We start from the raw sequence: 18,421 nt of genomic DNA on the forward strand, positions 1-18,421 counted from the left end.
TCGAATTTTTTCTGTGTCGTATAACATTCGCTTATACATTTTGAGCGGTAACCTTCATGAAGATCCGGCAGCTGGAAGCGTTCAATGCAGTCATGGTGTGCCGCACCGTCACACGCGCGGCGGAGATGCTGCATGTCTCGCAACCTGCCGTGACCCGGCTCGTCAGCGATCTGGAGGAGAGCACCGGTTTTGCGCTGTTCGACCGCACACACGGACGTTTGCAGCCGACGCCCGAAGCGTTTGCGCTGCACGAAGAAGTGCAGCGCTCGTTGGTCGGCGTGGAGCGGATCGAACGCGCCGCGCAGGAGATTCGCGCGGCGCAGCGCGGCATGCTGCAGATCGCGAGTGCGCCAGCGCTGGCGCTATCGTTTCTGCCTCGCGCGATTGCGGAGTTCAGCGCGATGCATACGGGTGTGGAGATTTCGCTTGCCGCGCATGCGTCGCGTAACGTGCTCGACCTGGTGGTCGAACATCGCTGCGACGTCGGCTTTGTGATTCTGGCGTTGAGCACGCCAAGCGCGCATGGCGAACTATTGATGACAACCCGCATGGTCTGCGCAATGCCGGCAACCCATCGGCTCGCCGCGAAAACCACGGTGGTGCCTGAGGATCTGCGCAACGAACCATTCGTGTCGCACTGGCGCGGTCTCCAATCGCGCTATGAAACCGATGCGTTATTCGCCTCGCATGGTGTCGAGCGCAAGCTGATGGTGGAGACGCAGACGTCCGCGGGCATCTGCGCCTTTGTCTCCGCGGGCATGGGCGTCGCGATCATCGATCCGGTCACCGCGCTGGAGTATCGCGGCACGGATCTCGTCTTCCGGCGCTTCGAGCCGGTGATCGGCACGAACTTCTCCGTGCTGTTGCCATCGCAACGGCCGCCTTCGTTGCTGGTGAAGAAGTTTGTGGCACATGTGCGAGCGTTTGCGCACGCACAGTTGCCGAAGGATGCAATGCTGTAGGGGCTTTAGCTCGCAGCACAACAGGCGGCGCGTGGCACAAATTGACACGCGTTCATAGCTTCCTGCACAGCGTGTTGCTGCGAGTGCTTCAGGCCTTTTGACTTTTGGATACCTTCGCGGCTGCTTTTGCTCGCGTGATCGCAGGCGCGTTCTTCTTTAAATTCTTCTGGTTGTAGTCGATCGCGGCACGGACGAGATTTTTCAGCGCGCGCTCATTCACCTTGTCGCCCTCGAGGAAATCGATCGCCCGTCTCGCGTTGCCTTCGAAGCCCGCATTGAAGAGTTTGTCGGGATCCGCGAGGCTTGCGCCGTGGGCAAAGGTCAGCTTCACCTTCCCCTTGTGGGCGTCGGCGACCGCGATCATTCCGTCGCGAGACCACACCGGGCTGCCCATCCACTTCCATTCCTCGATGATCTCGGGGTCGGCCTCAAGGATGCTCTTGCGAACGCTGGCGAACGTCTTGCCCCGCCAGTCTGTGATTCCTGCGATCAGCTGGTCAATACGTTCCGATGGATTCATTTCGTCTTTTTGCATTGAATTCCGGTCTCGTTCTATGCGATCACAATCGGATCATGCAGCAGCTACATGATCCGATGAGACGCAAGCTGCGGGGGACGTCGACGGCTTGGCCATTGTAATCGCTGGACCGGACCCTGCCCTTCAATGCACTTCAATCTCCTCGCTCTCGCTTTCGCGCACGGCGCGCGACGCGTCTAAACACCAGCCAGCGCCGGCAGCGCGATCTCGTACGACACGCGCTCGCGCCGGCTGCTCGTCTGCGGCTGACGTTCCACATGGTTCAGTGGCGGCGCGCTTTCGACGCGCATCGATACGCACGCGGGATAGCGAGCGTTTTTCTTCTCGAGAATGGCCCGGCTCAGAAACCCGGCGCTATACGCTTTCAGCAGGTGTGGATGGTGTGCTTCGATATACGCAGCAATCCGCGCCTCCTCGCCGTCTATCGTGGCCAGTGACGCCAGCGTGCTCGCATCCCAACGGAAGCGCAGGCCAAGTTCATCAAATGTGCTGTTGTAGGCGCACAGTTGCGCCTCGATTTCCGCATCATGCGCGCTGTCGCAAACATCGAACTGGGACGGGTTCATGGTCGTCTCCTCAAGGAAAAAGGCATGACCAAGAATAGGCCGAGGCATCAATAAACAATAGTTAAAGTTATTTCGAAAAACAATAATCTATTGTTTATACATCAACTCCTCGTAAACGACAGTAACGGAATCCGGTGCCTGGACAGCCCCACCGCCTTCCTCACAATCCCCACAGCCAGAAGTGTCAGACCCAGCTATTAGGCATGCCTAATACAAACCATAAAATGTTTTAACTTTCTCTTATTGCTGTTCGCGCGCAGCATCCTTCAGACGCGCTCCACGCGAAACGCCTTTTACCCAGTTGTCGTGAGATCGACGGGCAAGGATTTTCGTCAGTGCAATTCCCTCTGGCCGACCACTGGCGCTTGATTGCCAACAGACAAACCGGCGATGAAGCGATTCGATCACGTAAGTCCAACGCGCCGCTCGAGCGCGACGGAATATACAGGAGACGAAGGACATGGGACTTTCCAACGTATCCGGGACAGGCAGTACGCCGTTCCGGCAAAACCGCTGGGTGCAACTAGCGATCGGCATCGTATGCATGGGCCTCGTCGCGAATCTGCAATATGCCTGGACGCTGTTCGTTGTACCGATGGACAACGCCCACCACTGGGGCCAGGCCGCCATTCAGACCGCATTCACGGTCTTCATCGTCACTGAAACCTGGCTCGTGCCGATAGAAGGCTGGCTCGTCGACAAGTTCGGGCCGCGCCCGGTTGTGATCGGCGGTTCGGTGTGCGCGGCACTCGGCTGGATTATCGACGCGCATGCGAGCAGTCTCGCCGAGCTCTACATCGCGGCCGTGATCGCCGGTATCGGTGCCGGTTGCGTGTATGGCACCTGCGTCGGCACGGCGCTCAAGTGGTTTCCGGACAAGCGCGGTCTTGCAGCAGGTTTGACCGCGGCGGGTTTCGGCGCCGGCGCGGCCGTCACCGTGATTCCCATCGCCAATATGATCCAGCGCTCGGGTTACGAGCACACGTTCATGTTCTTCGGCATTTTCCAGGGCGTCTGCATTCTGCTGCTCGCCACCATGCTGGTACGGCCGAAGCCGCCCGCATTCGCGGTCGCGGCCAAACGCGTGGTCGCAAGCAAGATCGACTACACGCCCGGCGAGATGATCCGTTCACCGCTCTTCTGGGTGCTGTATCTGATGTTCGTGTTCGTCGCGGCCGGCGGCATCATTGCGACCGCGCAGCTTGGTCCGATCGCGAAGGAATACGGCTTTGCCAAACTGCCGGTGAGTCTGCTGGGCATCACGCTGCCGCTGCTCACGATGACGCTGTCGATCGACAATCTGTGCAACGGCTTCACACGTCCGTTGTGCGGTTTTCTGTCGGACAGAATCGGCCGCGAAAACACGATGTTCATGATCTTTCTCGGCGAAGGCGTCGCGCTGCTGGGACTCATGCAGTTCGGCCACAACCCCTACGCATTCATGTTCTTCGCCGCCGCCGTGTTCCTGTGCTGGGGCGAGATCTTTTCGATTTTCCCGGCGACCTGCGCGGACACCTTCGGTAGCAAATACGCCGCGGCCAATGCGGGGACGCTCTATACCGCGAAGGGTACCGCGTCGATGCTGGTGCCGATCGCATCGGTGCTGTCCGCGAACGGCGGATGGAGCACGGTGTTCATCTCGGCGGCGGTGATCTCGATCGCGGCAGCCGTATCCGCCAAATTCATCCTCGCACCCATGAGAAAACGCTGGATCGAAAACTCGGGCGCGACAGCCGGCGTGGCCGTCGCTGAAGCGCGCCTGCAGCCATCGTCCGGCGGCTCGCCTGAATGAACCACAACGTGAGCCCGCCACTCACGACGAACCCATAACGTCCCGCGACCAAGGAGCAACATCATGGCAGAAGCCGACCGGCAAACAGTAGAAGATAGCCCGACACAACAGGCAGCCGAAACGACCGACGGATTCCATCTCGTCATCGACGCGCTGAAACTGAACGACATCAGCACCATCTTTGGACTGGTCGGCATCCCGATCACCGACCTCGCGCGACTTGCACAAGCGGAAGGGATGCGGTTCATCGGTTTTCGTCATGAACAGCATGCGGGCAACGCAGCGGCCATTTCCGGCTTCATGACGCAGAAGCCCGGCATCTGCCTGACCGTGTCGGCGCCGGGCTTTCTGAACGGCCTGACCGCACTCGCCAACGCGACCACCAACTGCTTCCCGATGATCCTGATCAGCGGCTCGAGCGAGCGCGAAATCGTCGATCTGCAGCAGGGCGATTACGAAGAGATGGATCAACTGAATGCGGCCAAGCCGTACGCGAAAGCCGCGTATCGCGTGTTGCATGCGGAAGACATCGGCATCGGCGTGGCGCGTGCGATCCGTGCCGCGGTGTCGGGCCGCCCTGGTGGCGTGTATCTGGATTTGCCGGCCAAGCTGCTCGCGCAAACGCTCGATGTCGTGAAGGCGCAGCAATCGCTGGTCAAGGTTGTCGACGCCGCGCCGCGTCAGTTGCCGGCGCCGGAATCGGTCAAGCGCGCGATCGATGTGCTGAGGAGCGCCAGGCGTCCGCTGATCCTGCTCGGCAAAGGCGCGGCGTACGCACAGGCTGATGCCGAGATCCGCGCGTTCGTCGAACAAAGCGGCATTCCGTATCTGCCGATGTCGATGGCCAAGGGCCTGTTGCCCGATACGCACGAGCAATCGGCGTCGGCGGCACGCTCGTTCGTGCTGCAGGAAGCGGATGTGGTCGTGCTGATCGGCGCGCGTCTGAACTGGCTGCTCTCGCACGGCAAGGGCAAGACGTGGGGCGCGGAGCCGAAGAAGTTCGTCCAGGTCGATATTTCGCCGACCGAAATCGACAGCAACGTCGCGATTGCCGCGCCTGTGATCGGCGATATCGGTTCGTGCGTGGCCGCATTGCGTGCCGGCCTCGATGCGAGCTACGCAAAGCCGGCCGCCGAATGGACCGGCGCGATCGCCGAGCGCAAGAGCAAGAACCTCGCGAAGATGGCCGAGACACTCGCCAAGAACCCGTCGCCGATGAATTTCCACAGTGCGTTGCGTGCGATCCGCGATGTGCTGAAGACGCGCCCGGACATCAACGTCGTCAATGAAGGCGCGAACACGCTCGACTACGCGCGCAGCATCATCGATATGTACGAGCCGCGCAAACGCTTCGATTCGGGCACGTGGGGAATCATGGGCATCGGCATGGGCTTCGCGATCGGCGCAGCGGTGACGAGCGGCAAACCGGTTGTCGCGATCGAAGGCGACAGCGCGTTCGGCTTCAGCGGCATGGAACTCGAAACCATCTGCCGTTACGACCTGCCGGTTTGCACGATCGTGTTCAACAACAACGGCGTCTATCGCGGCACCGACGTGAACCCGACGGGCGGCAAAGACGTCGCACCGACCGTATTCGTGAAGGGCGCGCGCTACGACAAGATGATCGAGGCATTCGGCGGCGTCGGCTACAACGCGACCACCCCGGAAGAACTGACGAAAGCCCTGCTTGAAGCGATTGCATCGGGCAAGCCGACCTTGATCAATGCCGTCATCGATGAAGCGGCCGGCACCGAAAGCGGTCGCCTGACCAATCTGAATCCGCAAAGCGCGGCAATGAAAAAGTGATCCACCGTAACCACGGAGATAGCAAATGACCAAACCTCTCGAAGGCATCAAGATCATCGACTTCACCCATGTTCAGGCGGGCCCTGCGTGCACCCAGTTGCTCGCCTGGTTCGGCGCCGACGTGATCAAGGTTGAACGGCCGGGTTCGGGCGACGTGACGCGTAACCAGTTGCGCGACATCCCCGACGCCGACGCGCTGTACTTCACCATGCTCAACAGCAACAAGAAGTCGCTGACGTTGGATACGAAAAAACCCGAAGGCAAGGAAGTACTCGAAAAACTGATTCGCGAATCCGACGTGCTGGTCGAAAATTTTGGCCCGGGCGCGTTGGACCGGATGGGCTTTTCATGGGAACGCCTGAACGAACTCAATCCGAAGATGATCGTTGCTTCGGTGAAGGGCTTCAGCGACGGCCATCACTACGACGACCTGAAGGTCTACGAAAACGTCGCGCAATGCGCGGGCGGCGCGGCCTCCACCACCGGCTTCTGGGACGGCCCGCCGACCATCAGCGCCGCGGCGCTCGGCGACAGCAACACCGGCATGCATCTGGCCATCGGCATTCTGACCGCGCTGCTGGGACGCGATAAAACCGGCAAGGGCCAGAAGGTCGCGGTGTCGATGCAGGATAGCGTGCTGAACCTGTGCCGCGTGAAGCTGCGCGACCAGCAGCGGCTGGAGCGCGTGGGGTATCTCGAGGAATATCCGCAGTATCCGCACGGCGAATTCAGCGACGTGGTGCCGCGCGGCGGCAATGCGGGCGGCGGTGGCCAGCCGGGCTGGGTGCTCAAGTGCAAGGGCTGGGAAACGGATCCGAACGCGTATATCTACTTCACGATCCAGGGCCATGCGTGGGAGCCGATCTGCAAGGCGCTCGGCAAACCCGAATGGATCGACGATCCCGCCTACAAAACCGCTGAAGCCCGTCAACCGCATATCTTCGAGATCTTCGGAACCATTGAAGCGTGGCTCGCCGACAAGACCAAGTTTGAAGCGGTCGACATCTTGCGCAAGTTCGACATTCCGTGCGCGCCGGTGTTGACAATGAAGGAACTGGCCAACGATCCGTCGTTGCGCGCGAGCGGCACGATCGTCGAAGTGCCGCACAAGAAACGCGGCTCGTATCTGACGGTCGGCAGTCCGATCAAGTTCTCGGATATGAAGCCCGAAGTGACCGCGTCGCCGCTGCTTGGCGAACACACGGATGAAGTGCTGGCGAGCCTCGGCTACAGCAAGCAGGATATCTTCAACCTGCGTGAAATCAGAGCGGTGTAACGGAGTTAAGCCACAGGCCCGTTTGAATACTCGGGCCTGTGGTGGGTACGGTGTCCGTCACTCTCACAGGCGCCGTACCCGATCCAGGGATTTGCGTTTTTATATTCGGGGAGCGTCATGAAAAATGCTATCGACTTCGAGCAACTCGTCAATGTTATCGGCGACGCGGTCATCATCTCCGATGCCGGCGGCAGCATTACGCTGTGGAACCCCGCGGCCGAACGCATGTTCGGCTTTACGCAAAGCGAGGCACTGGGAAAATCACTGGACCTGATCATTCCGGAACGCTTGCGCGGCCGCCATTGGGACGGCTATCACAAGACCATGGCAACGGGCGAAACCCGTTATGGCAACGACTTACTGCGGGTCCCCGCCGCGCACAAGGACGGGCGGTCGCTGTCGATTGCCTTTACGGTGGCGTTGCTGCATTCGCCGCAGAACGAACTCACCGGCATCGTCGCCGTGATCCGTGACGAAACCAGCCGATTCCAGGAGGACCGTTTGCTGCGCAAGCGTCTTGCGGAACTGGAAGCGGCCGCAGGCGCGTGAGCGGCAAACGCTAACGCAAGCCGGGGCGTTGAACGCGAAGCGAGCGTTGCGCTACTTGAGCCTCGGCGTGCGAACAGCCGCCCCCTACCGCAACGACCCCGTCGTCAGGCGGTAGGTACCGGCCACATCGAACAATGCGTCAGAACGAAAAAGCAAAGCATAAAAAACTGTTTGTCATCTCGATACCAGTCGGCCTTTAATAGCAAGCTCGCATTCGCGAGGCTGCGCCTTTCGCCGACGGATGTTCGCTATCCGGATCGCTGGGCAAAGTGAATCCACCCTGAGGTGTGCTGGCCTGCACTCGCACCATCTCGGGGCAATCCTTTTCCATCGCTCATTCGGGACCGGTATGGCCGACGTCACTTATTCTCGCCACAGCGATGTCGCTTCGACCCGGCAGTATCTCGGGGTTTCGAAAGCGACGTTTTACAGGTGGCTTTCCTGGATCGTTCCGGCCCTGCTGCTCGTGTTGTGGCAAGTAGTGGCACGCCTTGGGCTGATTCCCCCTCAGGTGCTTCCGGCCCCGAGCAGCGTCGCGGCAACCGCGCTGGAACTGGCAAGCAACGGCGAACTCTTCGTTCACCTCGGCGTTTCGCTGCTGCGTGCCGCTGCGGGGTTTGCAATCGGTGGAACGATCGGACTTGCGCTCGGCATCCTGGTCGGCTTCTCGCCGCTCGCGCAGGCGCTGCTGGATCGCTCGATCCAGATGGTGCGCGCCATTCCTTTCCTTGCGATGCTGCCGCTCGTCATTGTCTGGTTCGGGGTCGGCGAAGTGGCAAAAATCTTTCTGGTCGCGCTGGCGGTTCTGTTTCCCATGTACATCAACACGATGCTTGGGATTCGACAGATCGATCCAAAGCTGATGGAACTCGCGAAAGTGGTCGGGTTGGACTGGACCGCGGTCGTGCGGCGGATCATTCTGCCCGGCGCCATGCCGTCGATCCTGACCGGCGTGCGTTATGCGCTCGCTCATGCCTGGCTCGCGCTGGTCATTGCCGAAACGCTCGCGACGACAAAAGGCATCGGCTTTCTGGCGATGGATGCCCGCGAATTTCTCCAGACCAACGTCATTCTGCTGACCATGATCATCTACGCGATCATCGGCGTCGTGGCGGACGCGCTGGTGCGGTTGCTCGAAGCGCATTTCCTCTCGTGGCACGCGAACTACACTAAAGGAGCGCGCACGTGAGCGCTAATCTTGCACTGTCCCGGGACGCCACGGTTCCGGCTTTCACCGAAGAGAAAGTGAACCGGCCGCCGCTCGCTGTCTCGGTGCGTGGCCTGCAGCGCCGCTATGGCAGCCGTGTCGTCATCGATACGCTGGACCTCGATATCCATGAGGGTGAATTTGTCGCGCTGCTTGGGGAAAGCGGCTGTGGCAAGACCACCCTGTTGCGTGCGCTGGCCGGGCTCGATCTGCCCGACGCCGGCCAGATCCGCGCGCCCGAACGTCCTTCCGTCGTATTCCAGGAGCACCGCCTGCTGCCTTGGGCGACGCTGTGGGAAAACGTAGCGCTCGGTCATGAAACGACAGTCGGCCGTGCCGGAGCAGCGCATGCGTTGGCCGAAGTCGGTCTGTCCGGCCGGGAAGACGACTGGCCGCGCAATCTGTCAGGCGGTCAGGCGCAACGCGTGGCGCTGGCGCGTGGCCTCGTCAGCGATCCCGCCTTGCTGCTGCTCGACGAACCGTTCGCGGCGCTCGACGCGCTCACGCGGATCAAGATGCACGCACTCGTCAAGGAACTGGTGGCGCGCCATCACCCAGGTGTGCTGCTCGTAACGCACGACGTCGACGAAGCGCTTACGCTCGCCGACAGGATCCTCGTCATGCGCTCGGGACGCATCGCGGCTTCCTTCCAACCCAACAACCACACGCCGCAGACACTGCGGCCGATTCTGCTCGAAGAACTCGGCGTTCAGTCTCACTGAGCGTTTTCCGCATGACTCCAAGGACCTGACAAGAATGAACGATTCTTCGCTGAGCCGCCGCCAACTGTTGCGCGCGGCGGGTGGACTGCTGGCCGGTGCCGCCGCCGGCAGCCTGTTTCCGGCTCGCGCAGCCGAGCCGCGCAAGCTGACACGCAACACCGATACGGTTCGCGTCGGATGGGGCTACGGTGCCCTGCCGGACATTGCGAAGCAGCGTGGTGTATTCGAAAAGACGCTGGCTGCAAAGGGCATCAAGGTCGAATGGGTCGGGCCGTTCCCGAATCATGCGCCGTCGATTCAGGCGGTCGTCGGCGGTAGCGCGGATTTCGGCTTCTGGGGATCGACAACACCGGCGCTGGCCGCGATGCTGGCCGGCTCGCCGCTCGTCTTCAATGCGTTCGACATCTATTCGCCGCGCTCGACTGCAATCATCGTGAAGAAATCGAGCGGGATCAATTCGGTGGCGGATCTCGTGGGCCGCAAGGTCGCGATCAACCGGTCGGGATTGGGTGAATTTCTGCTGATTGCAGCGCTGGAAAAGAACCACATTGACCGCAGCAAGGTCGAGTTCGTCTACCTGAATCCACCCGATGCCGCGCCGGCATTCGCACAAGGCGTGGTCGACGCGTGGTCGATGTGGTCGCCGGCCGTCGACATCGCACGCCATGCGAACGACGCCAAGGACATTTTCAACGAAGGACGCGACCTCGATTTCCTGATCGATTACAGCTCGCTCGTGACGCGTCGAAAATTTACCGAAGAGAATTCCGAGCTGATTCGCGCCGTGATCGATGCGTACTACGTGGAAGGCGCGTGGCAGTCGGCGCATTCTGCGGAATCCGAACAGCTCGTACAGAGAGAAGCCAAATATCCGGATCAGGTGCGCGACTATCTGACGAGCCTGAAGCGCGTGAATCAGTTCCACGAACCCGACGATGCCGCGTTCATCGCGCAGTTCCAACGCGCCGCCGACTGGCTCGCGGAACGCAAGATCATCAAATCGCGAATCAAGGTCGCTGATTACAGCGTCAAGGTTTGATTGGACATACGATGGGAACCACGCTCGTCTCGCCATTGTCGGCCACGCTCGGCTTCGCTGAAGCCATCGCCCATATCGCCTTGACCGCCGCGGAGCGGGAACGGAATCATCGTTTGCCGCACGAGGAGATCGCGACGCTCAAGGCGCTCGGCTTCGGCGCGCTGCGCCTGCCGGCCGACGCCGGTGGGCACGGCGTGTCGTTGCGTGAGCTTTTCGTCGTAGCGCGCGACGTTGCGGCGGCGGATTCCAACATCGCCCACGCTTTTCGCAATCATCTGTGGCAGGTCGAATCGGCGCTCAGACATCGGGGGCACCCGTTTCATGCGCACGTTCTCGATCTGAGCAGCAAGAAGAAAACCGTCGGCCTCAGTTTCACGGACACCGATGCCGTGGCGGCCGGCGCGCGTCCAAGTCAGGTGCTGAGCCGGCTCGAATGGGACGAAGCGCGAGGTACGTATATCGGCTCAGGCGAGAAGGTCTACGCGACCGGCAACCTCTACAACGACGCATTCGTTGGGCTCGCGGTGGAAAGCCGCGAAGGCCGGACTGTGCAATACGTGCTCGACCGCGGCGAAGGTGTCGGCGCCGATGACAACTGGCAGGGATTCGGTCAACGCCTGACGGCCTCAGGCACGGCGAAGTTTCATGCGGTGACGGTGCCCGCGACGCACGTCTATGCGACAGATCCGCCGCGCACGAACGAAGCGGCGCCGTGGGGATACACCTTTCATCAGGTCTATCTGACCAACTGCATCGCAGGTATCGTGCGGCGGGTAGCGTTGGACGCCGTCGACGTTTTGCGTGCACGCGGGCGCAATTTCTATCACGGCGACGCCGTGCATCCCGCCGACGAGCCTGTCCTGCAAACGCTGCTTGGCCGCATTCGCGCCTATGCAGCCAGCGTCGAGGCAACTGCCGATCGTGCTGTGGCCGCGCTTCAGCATGCCTGGGATAACTATGAGACGGCCGACGAATACGACACCACGCTGGCCGCCACGCTCTCGGCGGCGGAAGCCAAAGTCGTGATCGACGATCTCGCCCCGCAGATCGCCAGTTGGCTGATCGACCTTGGATCGGGCTCGGTCGTATCGCGCACGGGCGCGCTGGACCGGCATTGGCGCAACATCAAGGTGATTGCTTCGCACAATCCGCGTCTATACAAAGAACGGCTACTCGGGCAGAACCTGCTGACCGGACAGCTTCCGCCCACCGGCGCGTTCTTCTGATCGCACAACCCGTCGCGCGTGCAGATAGCCGGGACCCTCGAACGACACGCGACCCCGAAGCGTCATTCGTTGCCTGATAAGGACCGGCCGCTTCTCGAGATGAAGCAGCCGTTCCTGCATCCGCCCGGGGCGAACAAGGCTAGTTAAAACAGCGGGTGCGCTGTCGGATAGAGCGCCGTTCGCAGCGCCAGTCCACCTAGCACAACAAAGATAATGGCGGCGAGGACGTGAACCGCCTTCGTCGGCAAACGGTCGGCGAATTTGTGGCCAAGATAGATAACGGGCACATTCGCCAGCATCATGCCGAGCGTCGTACCGGCGACAACACCGAAGAACTCGTGAAAGCGTGCGGCCAGGGCCACAGTCACGATTTGTGTCTTGTCGCCCATCTCCGCGAGAAAGAACGTCACCGCCGTCGCACCGAATACGCCCATCGAATCTTTGGTCAACACCGAGTCGGCGTCGTCCAGCTTGTCTGGAATGAGAATCCACACTGCCATGACCGCAAACGAAGCGACGACCGCCCAGTTCAGAATGTTCGGACTCAAAATGCTTGCGAGCCACGCACCCAGAGCGCCGGACGCGGCGTGATTGACGAGTGTGGCGGCAAGGACACCCAGAATGATCGGAATCGGCTTGCGATATCGCGCGGCGAGCACGAGGGACAGGAGTTGCGTTTTATCGCCAATTTCGGCGAGGCCGACAACGCTGGCTGAGACGAGGAACGATTGCATGGGGAATGTTGTACCCGGGCCGCGCTGAAAAACGCGATGACGCACATTCCGGCGACCCGGTTAGGTCGGAATGTGTGTCATCGGTCTTGCCAGGCACTAAGCTGCGCACGCCATGATGAGTCTTGCGACCCGCCAAGTATGTTGACGTGCGCCCCCGAACATCGCGTTCGAGGCGGCTACTCCCCAATGAGAAGTCGCGATTCTATCGCAGCGCCCGTTGCAGAATCAAGTCGATCGGTCTGGAATTCGTAGCGGTGACGAAAGTTACGCCTCGGCTGGACGACCTCGTCAGATAGCCCGATACCGCGGATCGCAGCGCCGCGTGTCACATGAAAGTCATTACATATTGCTTTCGATCGCAATGTGCTCGTCGCAACGTTCCCTATCGGTTGTGATTCATCGAACCCGGTCCCAAGGGCGCGATTTACCGCATTGTCCGAGACCTGGCGAACTCGAATCGGGTCAGCTTTCCTCAACAGGATTTGAAGTCTGTCGTCGCAGCGTGCCGATGTATTGGCTTGGCGCTTCGCCGAGTACGCGGCGGAATGCAGCCGCAAAGGCACTGGGACTTGAATATCCCAGGTCCAGTGCAACCTGGGTTACCGACTGCCCGCAACTCAACCGCTCGATCGCGGCCAGTAGACAGACTTGCTGGCGCCATTCTCCAAAACTCACGCCTGTTTGCTCGCGGAATAGACGGGTGAAGGTCCGCCGGCTCATTCCTGCTTCGACCGCGAAGGTTTCGAGACCAAGCGTAATCAAGGGTTCCGCGAACATGCGTCGGCATACTCGCGCAAGACGCTGATCTCCGGGTAATGGGGCATTCAGGGATAGCTGCGGCATGTCCGCTATCTCTGCGACCAGCAATGCCATCAGCTTTCCATCACGCCCGTCTTCGTCGTATAGCGCCGGCAGATCTACGGCGTCCTCGAGCAATTGCCTCAGCAACGGCGAAACGCCGTATACGCCGCATCGTGCTGCCAGCCCTACCGTCTGCGCGGCCTGGTCCGAGACGAACGTATTCAGCATCGTTACCTTACCGCTCATAGTCATCTCGTGGACGACGCCCGCTGGCACCCAGCAACCCCGCAGGGGTGGAACCAGCCAGTTTCCCTCTGATGTCGCGACCGTGATTGCGCCATGAGAGGCAAACGCAAATTGCCCTCGCCGGTGCGAGTGCGCGGGGAACGTGAAGCCGGGTGGATACTCGTTTGCGGTCACGACCACGCTTCTGGGAATGTCTTCGTGAGGATCTAGTGGTGTATTTCGCATGGCCCAAACTCTACATTTTTTGGCCTGATGCCGAAAGCGGGCCAGTTGGGAGATCGCTACGATTGAGAACTCGCTGCTCACGCAGTTTCTTTGTCTGGAGTCGACATGCCCAATACGTACCACCAGGTGGGGAATGGTCCCCATCGCGTCCTTGTGCTGCATGGCTGGTTTGGGGACGCGCGCGCCTTCGAGCCCATTGAGGCGTGGCTATCAGGAGATCTGTTCACTTATGTCTTCATGGACTACCGGGGTTACGGTGGGATGAAGGATGCCGATGGCGAATACTCCATCGACGAGATAGCCCTGGACGCGCTATCCCTTGCGGACGAGCTCGGATTTTCCAGGTTCAGCCTGATTGGTCACTCAATGGGCGGAATGGCGATCGAAAGGATCGCGGTAATCGCACCTCAGCGTGTGCGGGCTCTTGTTCCTGTGACGCCTGTGCCTTGCGGCGGCATCCAGTTCCATAGTGACGGGCGTGCATTGTTCGACGGCGCTGCCAATCGACAGGCATACCGGGAGACGATTATCGATCGCAGCACGGGGAATCGCCTGCCCTCATCGTGGATTAAATGGAAAGCGGCATATTCGTCGACACGCTCTTCCAGCAAAGCGTTCGCAGCATACCTGCGTGCATGGGCGGATACAGACTTCAGCAGTGAGATTACTGGACGCCATCCCACCAAGGTATTAGTTGGAGAGCATGATCCGATATTCAATATGGAACTGATGGCAAAAACGTATCTGCGCCGGTATCCGCTCGCCAGCGTTGAGGTGATCGGCAATGCTGGACATTACCCTATGAACGAAACACCGCTGGCATTGGCACAACTCATTGAGCGATTTCTCCTGGATCAAGGGGAATAGCGAAGCCGCGTTGTTGGCGAATGCAGACCGCTGGTGAAAAGAGATATCGGGGCGAACTGCCACGGACATTCCCGTTAAACACCCTCATCGTTTCGAGCACATCCTGTCGCTCGAATAACGTCACCGCGCCGATCAATCAAATACGTGTGCTTTTATCCTTTATGCATATATTTATGTATCCCTAAACATTCCCACGTGCTGGGATAACAAAAAAATTTTGGAATTCCCGAGCAGACCTGAATATAGTCATTCCCGAAAACAGCCCTGCCGCAAGAGTCAAGCGTTCAACCAGGAGACAGACATGAACCTGCTCATGTACAGACGTTGTGTCATTTCGCTGTTAACCGCATTAACCGTGAGTGTGTCGCTGGGTTTATCGGGTTGTGGCGGCGATGCGTCGGACGGCAGTAGCGCCGCCGCATCGCTGAAGAGTCAACAAACCGCGGCGGCCGCTGCCGCGCAAAGCGAATCCGCGGCGGCGCAGCAAAACCGCCGCCTCTCGCGTCAAATCGCCGTGGTGCCGCCGCCAATGGGATGGTCGTCATGGAACAGCCTTGCGGAGAACGTGAATTACAACACGATCAAAGCCGAAGCCGATGGTCTTTCCGCACTGAATGCGCAGATAAAATCCGGTGCGCAATACGAGTACGTGAACACCGATGAAGGCTGGTGGACCTCAGGAACACGGGACGCCGACGGCAACTTCGTTATCGACAATACCCAATGGCCGGGCGGCATGCAGGCCATCGCGCAATATATCCACAGCAAGGGACTGAAAGCGGGCATCTACATCGACGCCGGCCCGCAGGGTTGCGGCACGCGAACCAACGGCACGCATTTCGTCGGTAGCGACTTCGCGCACTACGATCACGACTTCCTGCAATTCGCGCAGTGGGGATTCGACTTCGTGAAGGTCGACTTTTGCGGGGGCAGCGCAGCCGGCTATGATCCGCAGCAAGCCTATACCGCCATCGCCGATGCGATCGACAAGGCATACGTGCAGACCGGCCACCGCGTGACGCTCAGCATCTGCGACTGGGGAACCATCGCCAATAACAGCACGTACCCCGACTTCAACGAGGGACCGTGGGCGTGGGCCGCCGGGGTTGGCCGGATGTGGAGAACGACGGGCGACATCTATGGGCCGAACAGCGGCGCGCCGAACTTCGGTAGCGTAACCGGCAACTTTCTTGGCAACTATCACCCCGAGGGCCAGCACACCGGCTTCTACAACGACCCCGACATGATGGTGGTCGGCATGGGCATGACGGCGGTTCACGATCAGGCGCATATGAGCCTGTGGGCGATCGCCGGCGCACCGCTGATTCTCGGCAACGACCTGTCGAAGCCGCTAACCGCGGATGCTACGCAGTTGATGACCAACACCGACGTCATTGCGGTCGACCAGGACCTGCTTGGCACACAAGGCGTGAAGGTCGCACAGTCCGGCGCACAGCAGGTATGGGCGAAGCTTCTGGCCGGCCAGGGACAGCGTGCTGTCGTGCTGTTCAACAACGGCACGACGGACGCGCCGATGACGGTCACGTGGCAGCAACTCGGCCTGGTGCCGAACGCGCGCGCGAGCGTGCGTGATCTGTGGGCCGGCAAGCAACTCGGCTCGTTTGCCAACTCGTACACGGCACCCACAGTGCCGGCGGGCGGCGTCGTGATGCTCTCGGTAAGCGGACAGGATGTCGCCGCGACGACGTACCAGCCGACCTCGCTTGGCGGTGGCGCATCGTATACGCACTGCTCGGACTGCGACGGTGGCAAGATCGTTCGGGGACTTGGCACTGTCACCTTCGGCAACGTCGCATCGACCGGCACCGGCGGCTACGTTGAAATTGCCTATGCGAACCGCTCTCGCGAAACGCTGACCGCGCAACTCTCGACAAACGGCGGCCAGGCGACCACCGTGGCATTTCCACCGACCGGCGGCGAAGGGCGCATTGGCACAATCACGGTCTACGTGCCGCTGCAGTCCGGGGCTAACTCGCTGACGCTGTCGAGCGCCGACAGCACCGCGCCTACGCCCGAGATTGGCACAGTCTCTGTCGTTGCCGGCCCGGTCACGCTACCGCCGTTCAAGGCAGCCTACGAGGCAGAAGCGTCGAGCAGCGTACTCGCCGGTGGCGCGCGTATTTCGGCATGCAGCAGTTGTTCGGGCGGCTCGGACGTCGGCTATATCGGCAACGGCGGGACGTTGACGATCAACAACATCAGCGTCCCCGCGGATGGCACCTATACCGTGTTGGTAGGTTATGCGAACGGCGACTCGGCGCCGCGCTCCGCGGACATCAGCTTTAACGGATCAACGCCTGTCACCGTGTCGTTTCCGCCGAGCGGTGGGTGGAGCACCGTCTCGACTCTCGCCGTGACGGGTACATTCAAGTCGGGCAACACCAACGCGCTGATCTTCTCGAATCCTTCGGGTTGGGCACCGGATATCGACGGCATTGGCGCGCCGGTAGCGCAATAGCTTCAGCTGAAGAGCCTGCGCCGCCGTCTCCAGCGGCGGCGCAAACGCCAAACCAGGGAAACAGGCAACGTTGGGAGCGCTACCTGCGGGACCGCGGGCGGTGAGCTGCCGCTCACTCTTCGTATGCGCAATTGCGTCTGCGGGGTCCAACTTGCGCCCGTATGGAACCGAAGCACGACGTGAGGTCTGGGACAAAAGCCGACCCTGACCTGCCTGCCACGAAGGTCTGCAATTGGGTTGTCTAATTTGATTTGAAGCCGATAAAAAAGCAGTCCGGGGATGTCGATTTAGCCCGATCTCGAACGTCGAGCAGGTATGCGCTGGATTGCGCATCCGGCACTAAACTAGACATCCGACCAAGGAGAAATCAGCATGACCTCTCCACTGCTCCCCATTATCACCGCCTTTGAACGGTCGCCCGATCGCGGCAAAGGACTAGCGCGCGACACGCGTGTTCGCTGGGCGCTTGAAGAAGTGAACCAGCCTTACGAGGTTCGCCTTGTTTCGTTCAGTGCCATGAAGGAACCCGCGCATCGAGCGCTTCATCCTTTTGGGCAGATTCCGACCTATGAAGAAGGCGATCTTGTCCTGTTCGAATCGGGGGCAATCGTGTTCCACATCGCAGAGCGCCATGCAGGCCTGCTACCTGACGATGCGAATGCCAGGGCTCGCGCGATCACATGGATGTTTGCCGCGCTCAACACGATTGAGCCACCGATTCTCGATCTCCAAACCACAAAGTTCATGGAGCGCGACAAGACCTGGTACGAGCAGCGCCTGCCTATTGTCGAGGATCGCATCCGTGACCGGCTCGGCGAGCTTTCCGATCGCCTTGGCAGCGCCGACTGGCTCGACGGTGCGTTCAGCGCGGGCGACCTGATGATGGTATCCGTGCTGCTCAGGTTGAAAGCATCGGGTTTGCTCGACGAATATCCGAACCTCTCCGCCTATGTTGCCCGCGGCGAGGCCCGGCCCGCGTATAAGCGCGCTTTCGACGCGCAATTGGCGGTTTTCACCGGCACGCCACCGAGCGGCTGATGAAGGTCAGCTCTGCCTCAATATTGTCATTTACGCGGTCATGTCGACCGGTCGCTCATCGCAATTTTGCATTGTCATTAATTTGCCTTGCTATTTAATAAGTTGAAACAAGGCATTCCATAGACTAGAGTGATCCGTAACTTCCATCTGCATACCTATTCGAATCTCCAACGCCGAAAGCGGATAACAGGCAATCGCGTCATTGATCACTGTGCCCTTCGGCGGACCAGCTCTAGTGCTTAAGTTGTGTCGGCTAGTAATCCGAACTAACCATGGCCGCTTTCCGCTGCAAGCCAGCGCAATCTATCCTGATAGAGAGGTGCGAGAGGAATCTATAGCAGATTTTTA

16 protein-coding genes and 1 riboswitch are annotated in these 18,421 nt (G+C 60.2%); of the genes, 12 read left to right on the plus strand and 4 right to left on the minus strand.

Features of this window, described 5'->3' with window-relative positions; genetic code table 11:
• The first annotated feature begins 56 nt into the window (after nucleotides 1–56).
• A complete protein-coding gene (locus tag ACOSV0_RS35515) occupies nucleotides 57–962 on the plus strand; it encodes a LysR substrate-binding domain-containing protein (RefSeq protein WP_434112595.1) in 906 nt (301 codons plus the stop codon).
• A gap of 88 nt (nucleotides 963–1,050) precedes the next feature.
• Here the strand turns inward: ACOSV0_RS35515 and ACOSV0_RS35520 are convergent, their stop codons facing one another.
• A complete protein-coding gene (locus tag ACOSV0_RS35520) occupies nucleotides 1,051–1,482 on the minus strand; it encodes a DUF1801 domain-containing protein (protein ID WP_434116017.1) in 432 nt (143 codons plus the stop codon).
• A gap of 194 nt (nucleotides 1,483–1,676) precedes the next feature.
• On the minus strand, nucleotides 1,677–2,066 hold the full coding sequence (locus ACOSV0_RS35525) for a hypothetical protein (protein WP_434112596.1): 390 nt from the start codon (nucleotides 2,064–2,066) through the stop codon (nucleotides 1,677–1,679).
• Between the two features lie 460 nt (nucleotides 2,067–2,526).
• Between ACOSV0_RS35525 and oxlT the strand changes: the two genes are divergently transcribed.
• From oxlT to ACOSV0_RS35565, 8 genes are all read left to right on the plus strand, one after another.
• Nucleotides 2,527–3,858 carry an oxalate/formate MFS antiporter gene (gene oxlT, locus ACOSV0_RS35530; protein WP_434112598.1) on the plus strand — a complete coding sequence of 444 codons (1,332 nt, stop codon included), beginning with the start codon at nucleotides 2,527–2,529 and terminating at the stop codon, nucleotides 3,856–3,858.
• A gap of 63 nt (nucleotides 3,859–3,921) precedes the next feature.
• A complete protein-coding gene (gene oxc / locus ACOSV0_RS35535; RefSeq protein ID WP_434112600.1) occupies nucleotides 3,922–5,664 on the plus strand; it encodes an oxalyl-CoA decarboxylase in 1,743 nt (580 codons plus the stop codon).
• Between the two features lie 25 nt (nucleotides 5,665–5,689).
• On the plus strand, nucleotides 5,690–6,940 hold the full coding sequence (frc, locus tag ACOSV0_RS35540; RefSeq protein ID WP_434112602.1) for a formyl-CoA transferase: 1,251 nt from the start codon (nucleotides 5,690–5,692) through the stop codon (nucleotides 6,938–6,940).
• 117 nt (nucleotides 6,941–7,057) lie between these two features.
• A complete protein-coding gene (locus ACOSV0_RS35545; RefSeq protein WP_434112604.1) occupies nucleotides 7,058–7,489 on the plus strand; it encodes a PAS domain-containing protein in 432 nt (143 codons plus the stop codon).
• Between the two features lie 349 nt (nucleotides 7,490–7,838).
• Nucleotides 7,839–8,678: an ABC transporter permease subunit gene (locus ACOSV0_RS35550; protein ID WP_434112606.1), complete on the plus strand. Its 840-nt coding sequence runs from the start codon at nucleotides 7,839–7,841 to the stop codon at nucleotides 8,676–8,678.
• Nucleotides 8,675–9,418 carry an ABC transporter ATP-binding protein gene (locus tag ACOSV0_RS35555; RefSeq protein ID WP_434112608.1) on the plus strand — a complete coding sequence of 248 codons (744 nt, stop codon included), beginning with the start codon at nucleotides 8,675–8,677 and terminating at the stop codon, nucleotides 9,416–9,418. Before ACOSV0_RS35550 ends, ACOSV0_RS35555 begins: the two co-directional genes overlap by 4 nt.
• Before the next feature lie 34 nt (nucleotides 9,419–9,452).
• Nucleotides 9,453–10,457 carry an NrtA/SsuA/CpmA family ABC transporter substrate-binding protein gene (locus ACOSV0_RS35560; protein WP_434112610.1) on the plus strand — a complete coding sequence of 335 codons (1,005 nt, stop codon included), beginning with the start codon at nucleotides 9,453–9,455 and terminating at the stop codon, nucleotides 10,455–10,457.
• Nucleotides 10,458–10,468: 11 nt separating this feature from the next.
• Nucleotides 10,469–11,683 carry an acyl-CoA dehydrogenase family protein gene (locus ACOSV0_RS35565; RefSeq protein WP_434112612.1) on the plus strand — a complete coding sequence of 405 codons (1,215 nt, stop codon included), beginning with the start codon at nucleotides 10,469–10,471 and terminating at the stop codon, nucleotides 11,681–11,683.
• Nucleotides 11,684–11,826: 143 nt separating this feature from the next.
• Here the strand turns inward: ACOSV0_RS35565 and ACOSV0_RS35570 are convergent, their stop codons facing one another.
• Together ACOSV0_RS35570 and ACOSV0_RS35575 are read right to left on the minus strand one after the other, a co-directional pair.
• Complete coding sequence (locus ACOSV0_RS35570) at nucleotides 11,827–12,417, minus strand: TMEM165/GDT1 family protein (RefSeq protein ID WP_434112613.1); 591 nt, start codon at nucleotides 12,415–12,417, stop codon at nucleotides 11,827–11,829.
• A gap of 10 nt (nucleotides 12,418–12,427) precedes the next feature.
• Nucleotides 12,428–12,614: riboswitch (yybP-ykoY riboswitch) on the minus strand.
• Between the two features lie 265 nt (nucleotides 12,615–12,879).
• Entirely contained in the window at nucleotides 12,880–13,689 is an 810-nt protein-coding gene (locus tag ACOSV0_RS35575) for an AraC family transcriptional regulator (protein WP_434116019.1), read from the minus strand.
• A 105-nt stretch (nucleotides 13,690–13,794) separates the two neighbouring features.
• Between ACOSV0_RS35575 and ACOSV0_RS35580 the strand changes: the two genes are divergently transcribed.
• The 3 genes from ACOSV0_RS35580 (at nucleotide 13,795) to ACOSV0_RS35590 (ending at nucleotide 18,073) form a co-directional block, all read left to right on the plus strand.
• On the plus strand, nucleotides 13,795–14,556 hold the full coding sequence (locus ACOSV0_RS35580; protein ID WP_434112615.1) for an alpha/beta fold hydrolase: 762 nt from the start codon (nucleotides 13,795–13,797) through the stop codon (nucleotides 14,554–14,556).
• 301 nt (nucleotides 14,557–14,857) lie between these two features.
• Complete coding sequence (locus ACOSV0_RS35585; protein ID WP_434112617.1) at nucleotides 14,858–17,035, plus strand: alpha-galactosidase D; 2,178 nt, start codon at nucleotides 14,858–14,860, stop codon at nucleotides 17,033–17,035.
• Nucleotides 17,036–17,407: 372 nt separating this feature from the next.
• Nucleotides 17,408–18,073, plus strand: a complete 666-nt coding sequence (locus ACOSV0_RS35590) for a glutathione S-transferase family protein (protein WP_434112619.1) — start codon at nucleotides 17,408–17,410, stop codon at nucleotides 18,071–18,073.
• Nucleotides 18,074–18,421 lie beyond the last annotated feature (348 nt).

This window comes from Paraburkholderia caffeinilytica (assembly GCF_051027425.1).
Classification (GTDB): domain Bacteria; phylum Pseudomonadota; class Gammaproteobacteria; order Burkholderiales; family Burkholderiaceae; genus Paraburkholderia; species Paraburkholderia caffeinilytica_A.

Excerpts from the sequence above, each read along its gene's own strand:
- ACOSV0_RS35515 (WP_434112595.1), top strand. The coding sequence starts at position 57 with ATGAAGATCCGGCAGCTGGAAGCGTTCAATGCAGTCATGGTGTGCCGC.
- ACOSV0_RS35565 (WP_434112612.1), top strand. The coding sequence starts at position 10,469 with ATGGGAACCACGCTCGTCTCGCCATTGTCGGCCACGCTCGGCTTCGCT.
- ACOSV0_RS35570 (WP_434112613.1), bottom strand. The coding sequence starts at position 12,417 with ATGCAATCGTTCCTCGTCTCAGCCAGCGTTGTCGGCCTCGCCGAAATT.
- ACOSV0_RS35575 (WP_434116019.1), bottom strand. The coding sequence starts at position 13,689 with ATGCGAAATACACCACTAGATCCTCACGAAGACATTCCCAGAAGCGTG.
- ACOSV0_RS35585 (WP_434112617.1), top strand. The coding sequence starts at position 14,858 with ATGAACCTGCTCATGTACAGACGTTGTGTCATTTCGCTGTTAACCGCA.
- ACOSV0_RS35525 (WP_434112596.1), bottom strand. The coding sequence starts at position 2,066 with ATGAACCCGTCCCAGTTCGATGTTTGCGACAGCGCGCATGATGCGGAA.
- ACOSV0_RS35520 (WP_434116017.1), bottom strand. The coding sequence starts at position 1,482 with ATGAATCCATCGGAACGTATTGACCAGCTGATCGCAGGAATCACAGAC.
- ACOSV0_RS35560 (WP_434112610.1), top strand. The coding sequence starts at position 9,453 with ATGAACGATTCTTCGCTGAGCCGCCGCCAACTGTTGCGCGCGGCGGGT.
- ACOSV0_RS35580 (WP_434112615.1), top strand. The coding sequence starts at position 13,795 with ATGCCCAATACGTACCACCAGGTGGGGAATGGTCCCCATCGCGTCCTT.
- ACOSV0_RS35590 (WP_434112619.1), top strand. The coding sequence starts at position 17,408 with ATGACCTCTCCACTGCTCCCCATTATCACCGCCTTTGAACGGTCGCCC.
- ACOSV0_RS35545 (WP_434112604.1), top strand. The coding sequence starts at position 7,058 with ATGAAAAATGCTATCGACTTCGAGCAACTCGTCAATGTTATCGGCGAC.
- oxc (WP_434112600.1), top strand. The coding sequence starts at position 3,922 with ATGGCAGAAGCCGACCGGCAAACAGTAGAAGATAGCCCGACACAACAG.
- oxlT (WP_434112598.1), top strand. The coding sequence starts at position 2,527 with ATGGGACTTTCCAACGTATCCGGGACAGGCAGTACGCCGTTCCGGCAA.
- frc (WP_434112602.1), top strand. The coding sequence starts at position 5,690 with ATGACCAAACCTCTCGAAGGCATCAAGATCATCGACTTCACCCATGTT.
- ACOSV0_RS35550 (WP_434112606.1), top strand. The coding sequence starts at position 7,839 with ATGGCCGACGTCACTTATTCTCGCCACAGCGATGTCGCTTCGACCCGG.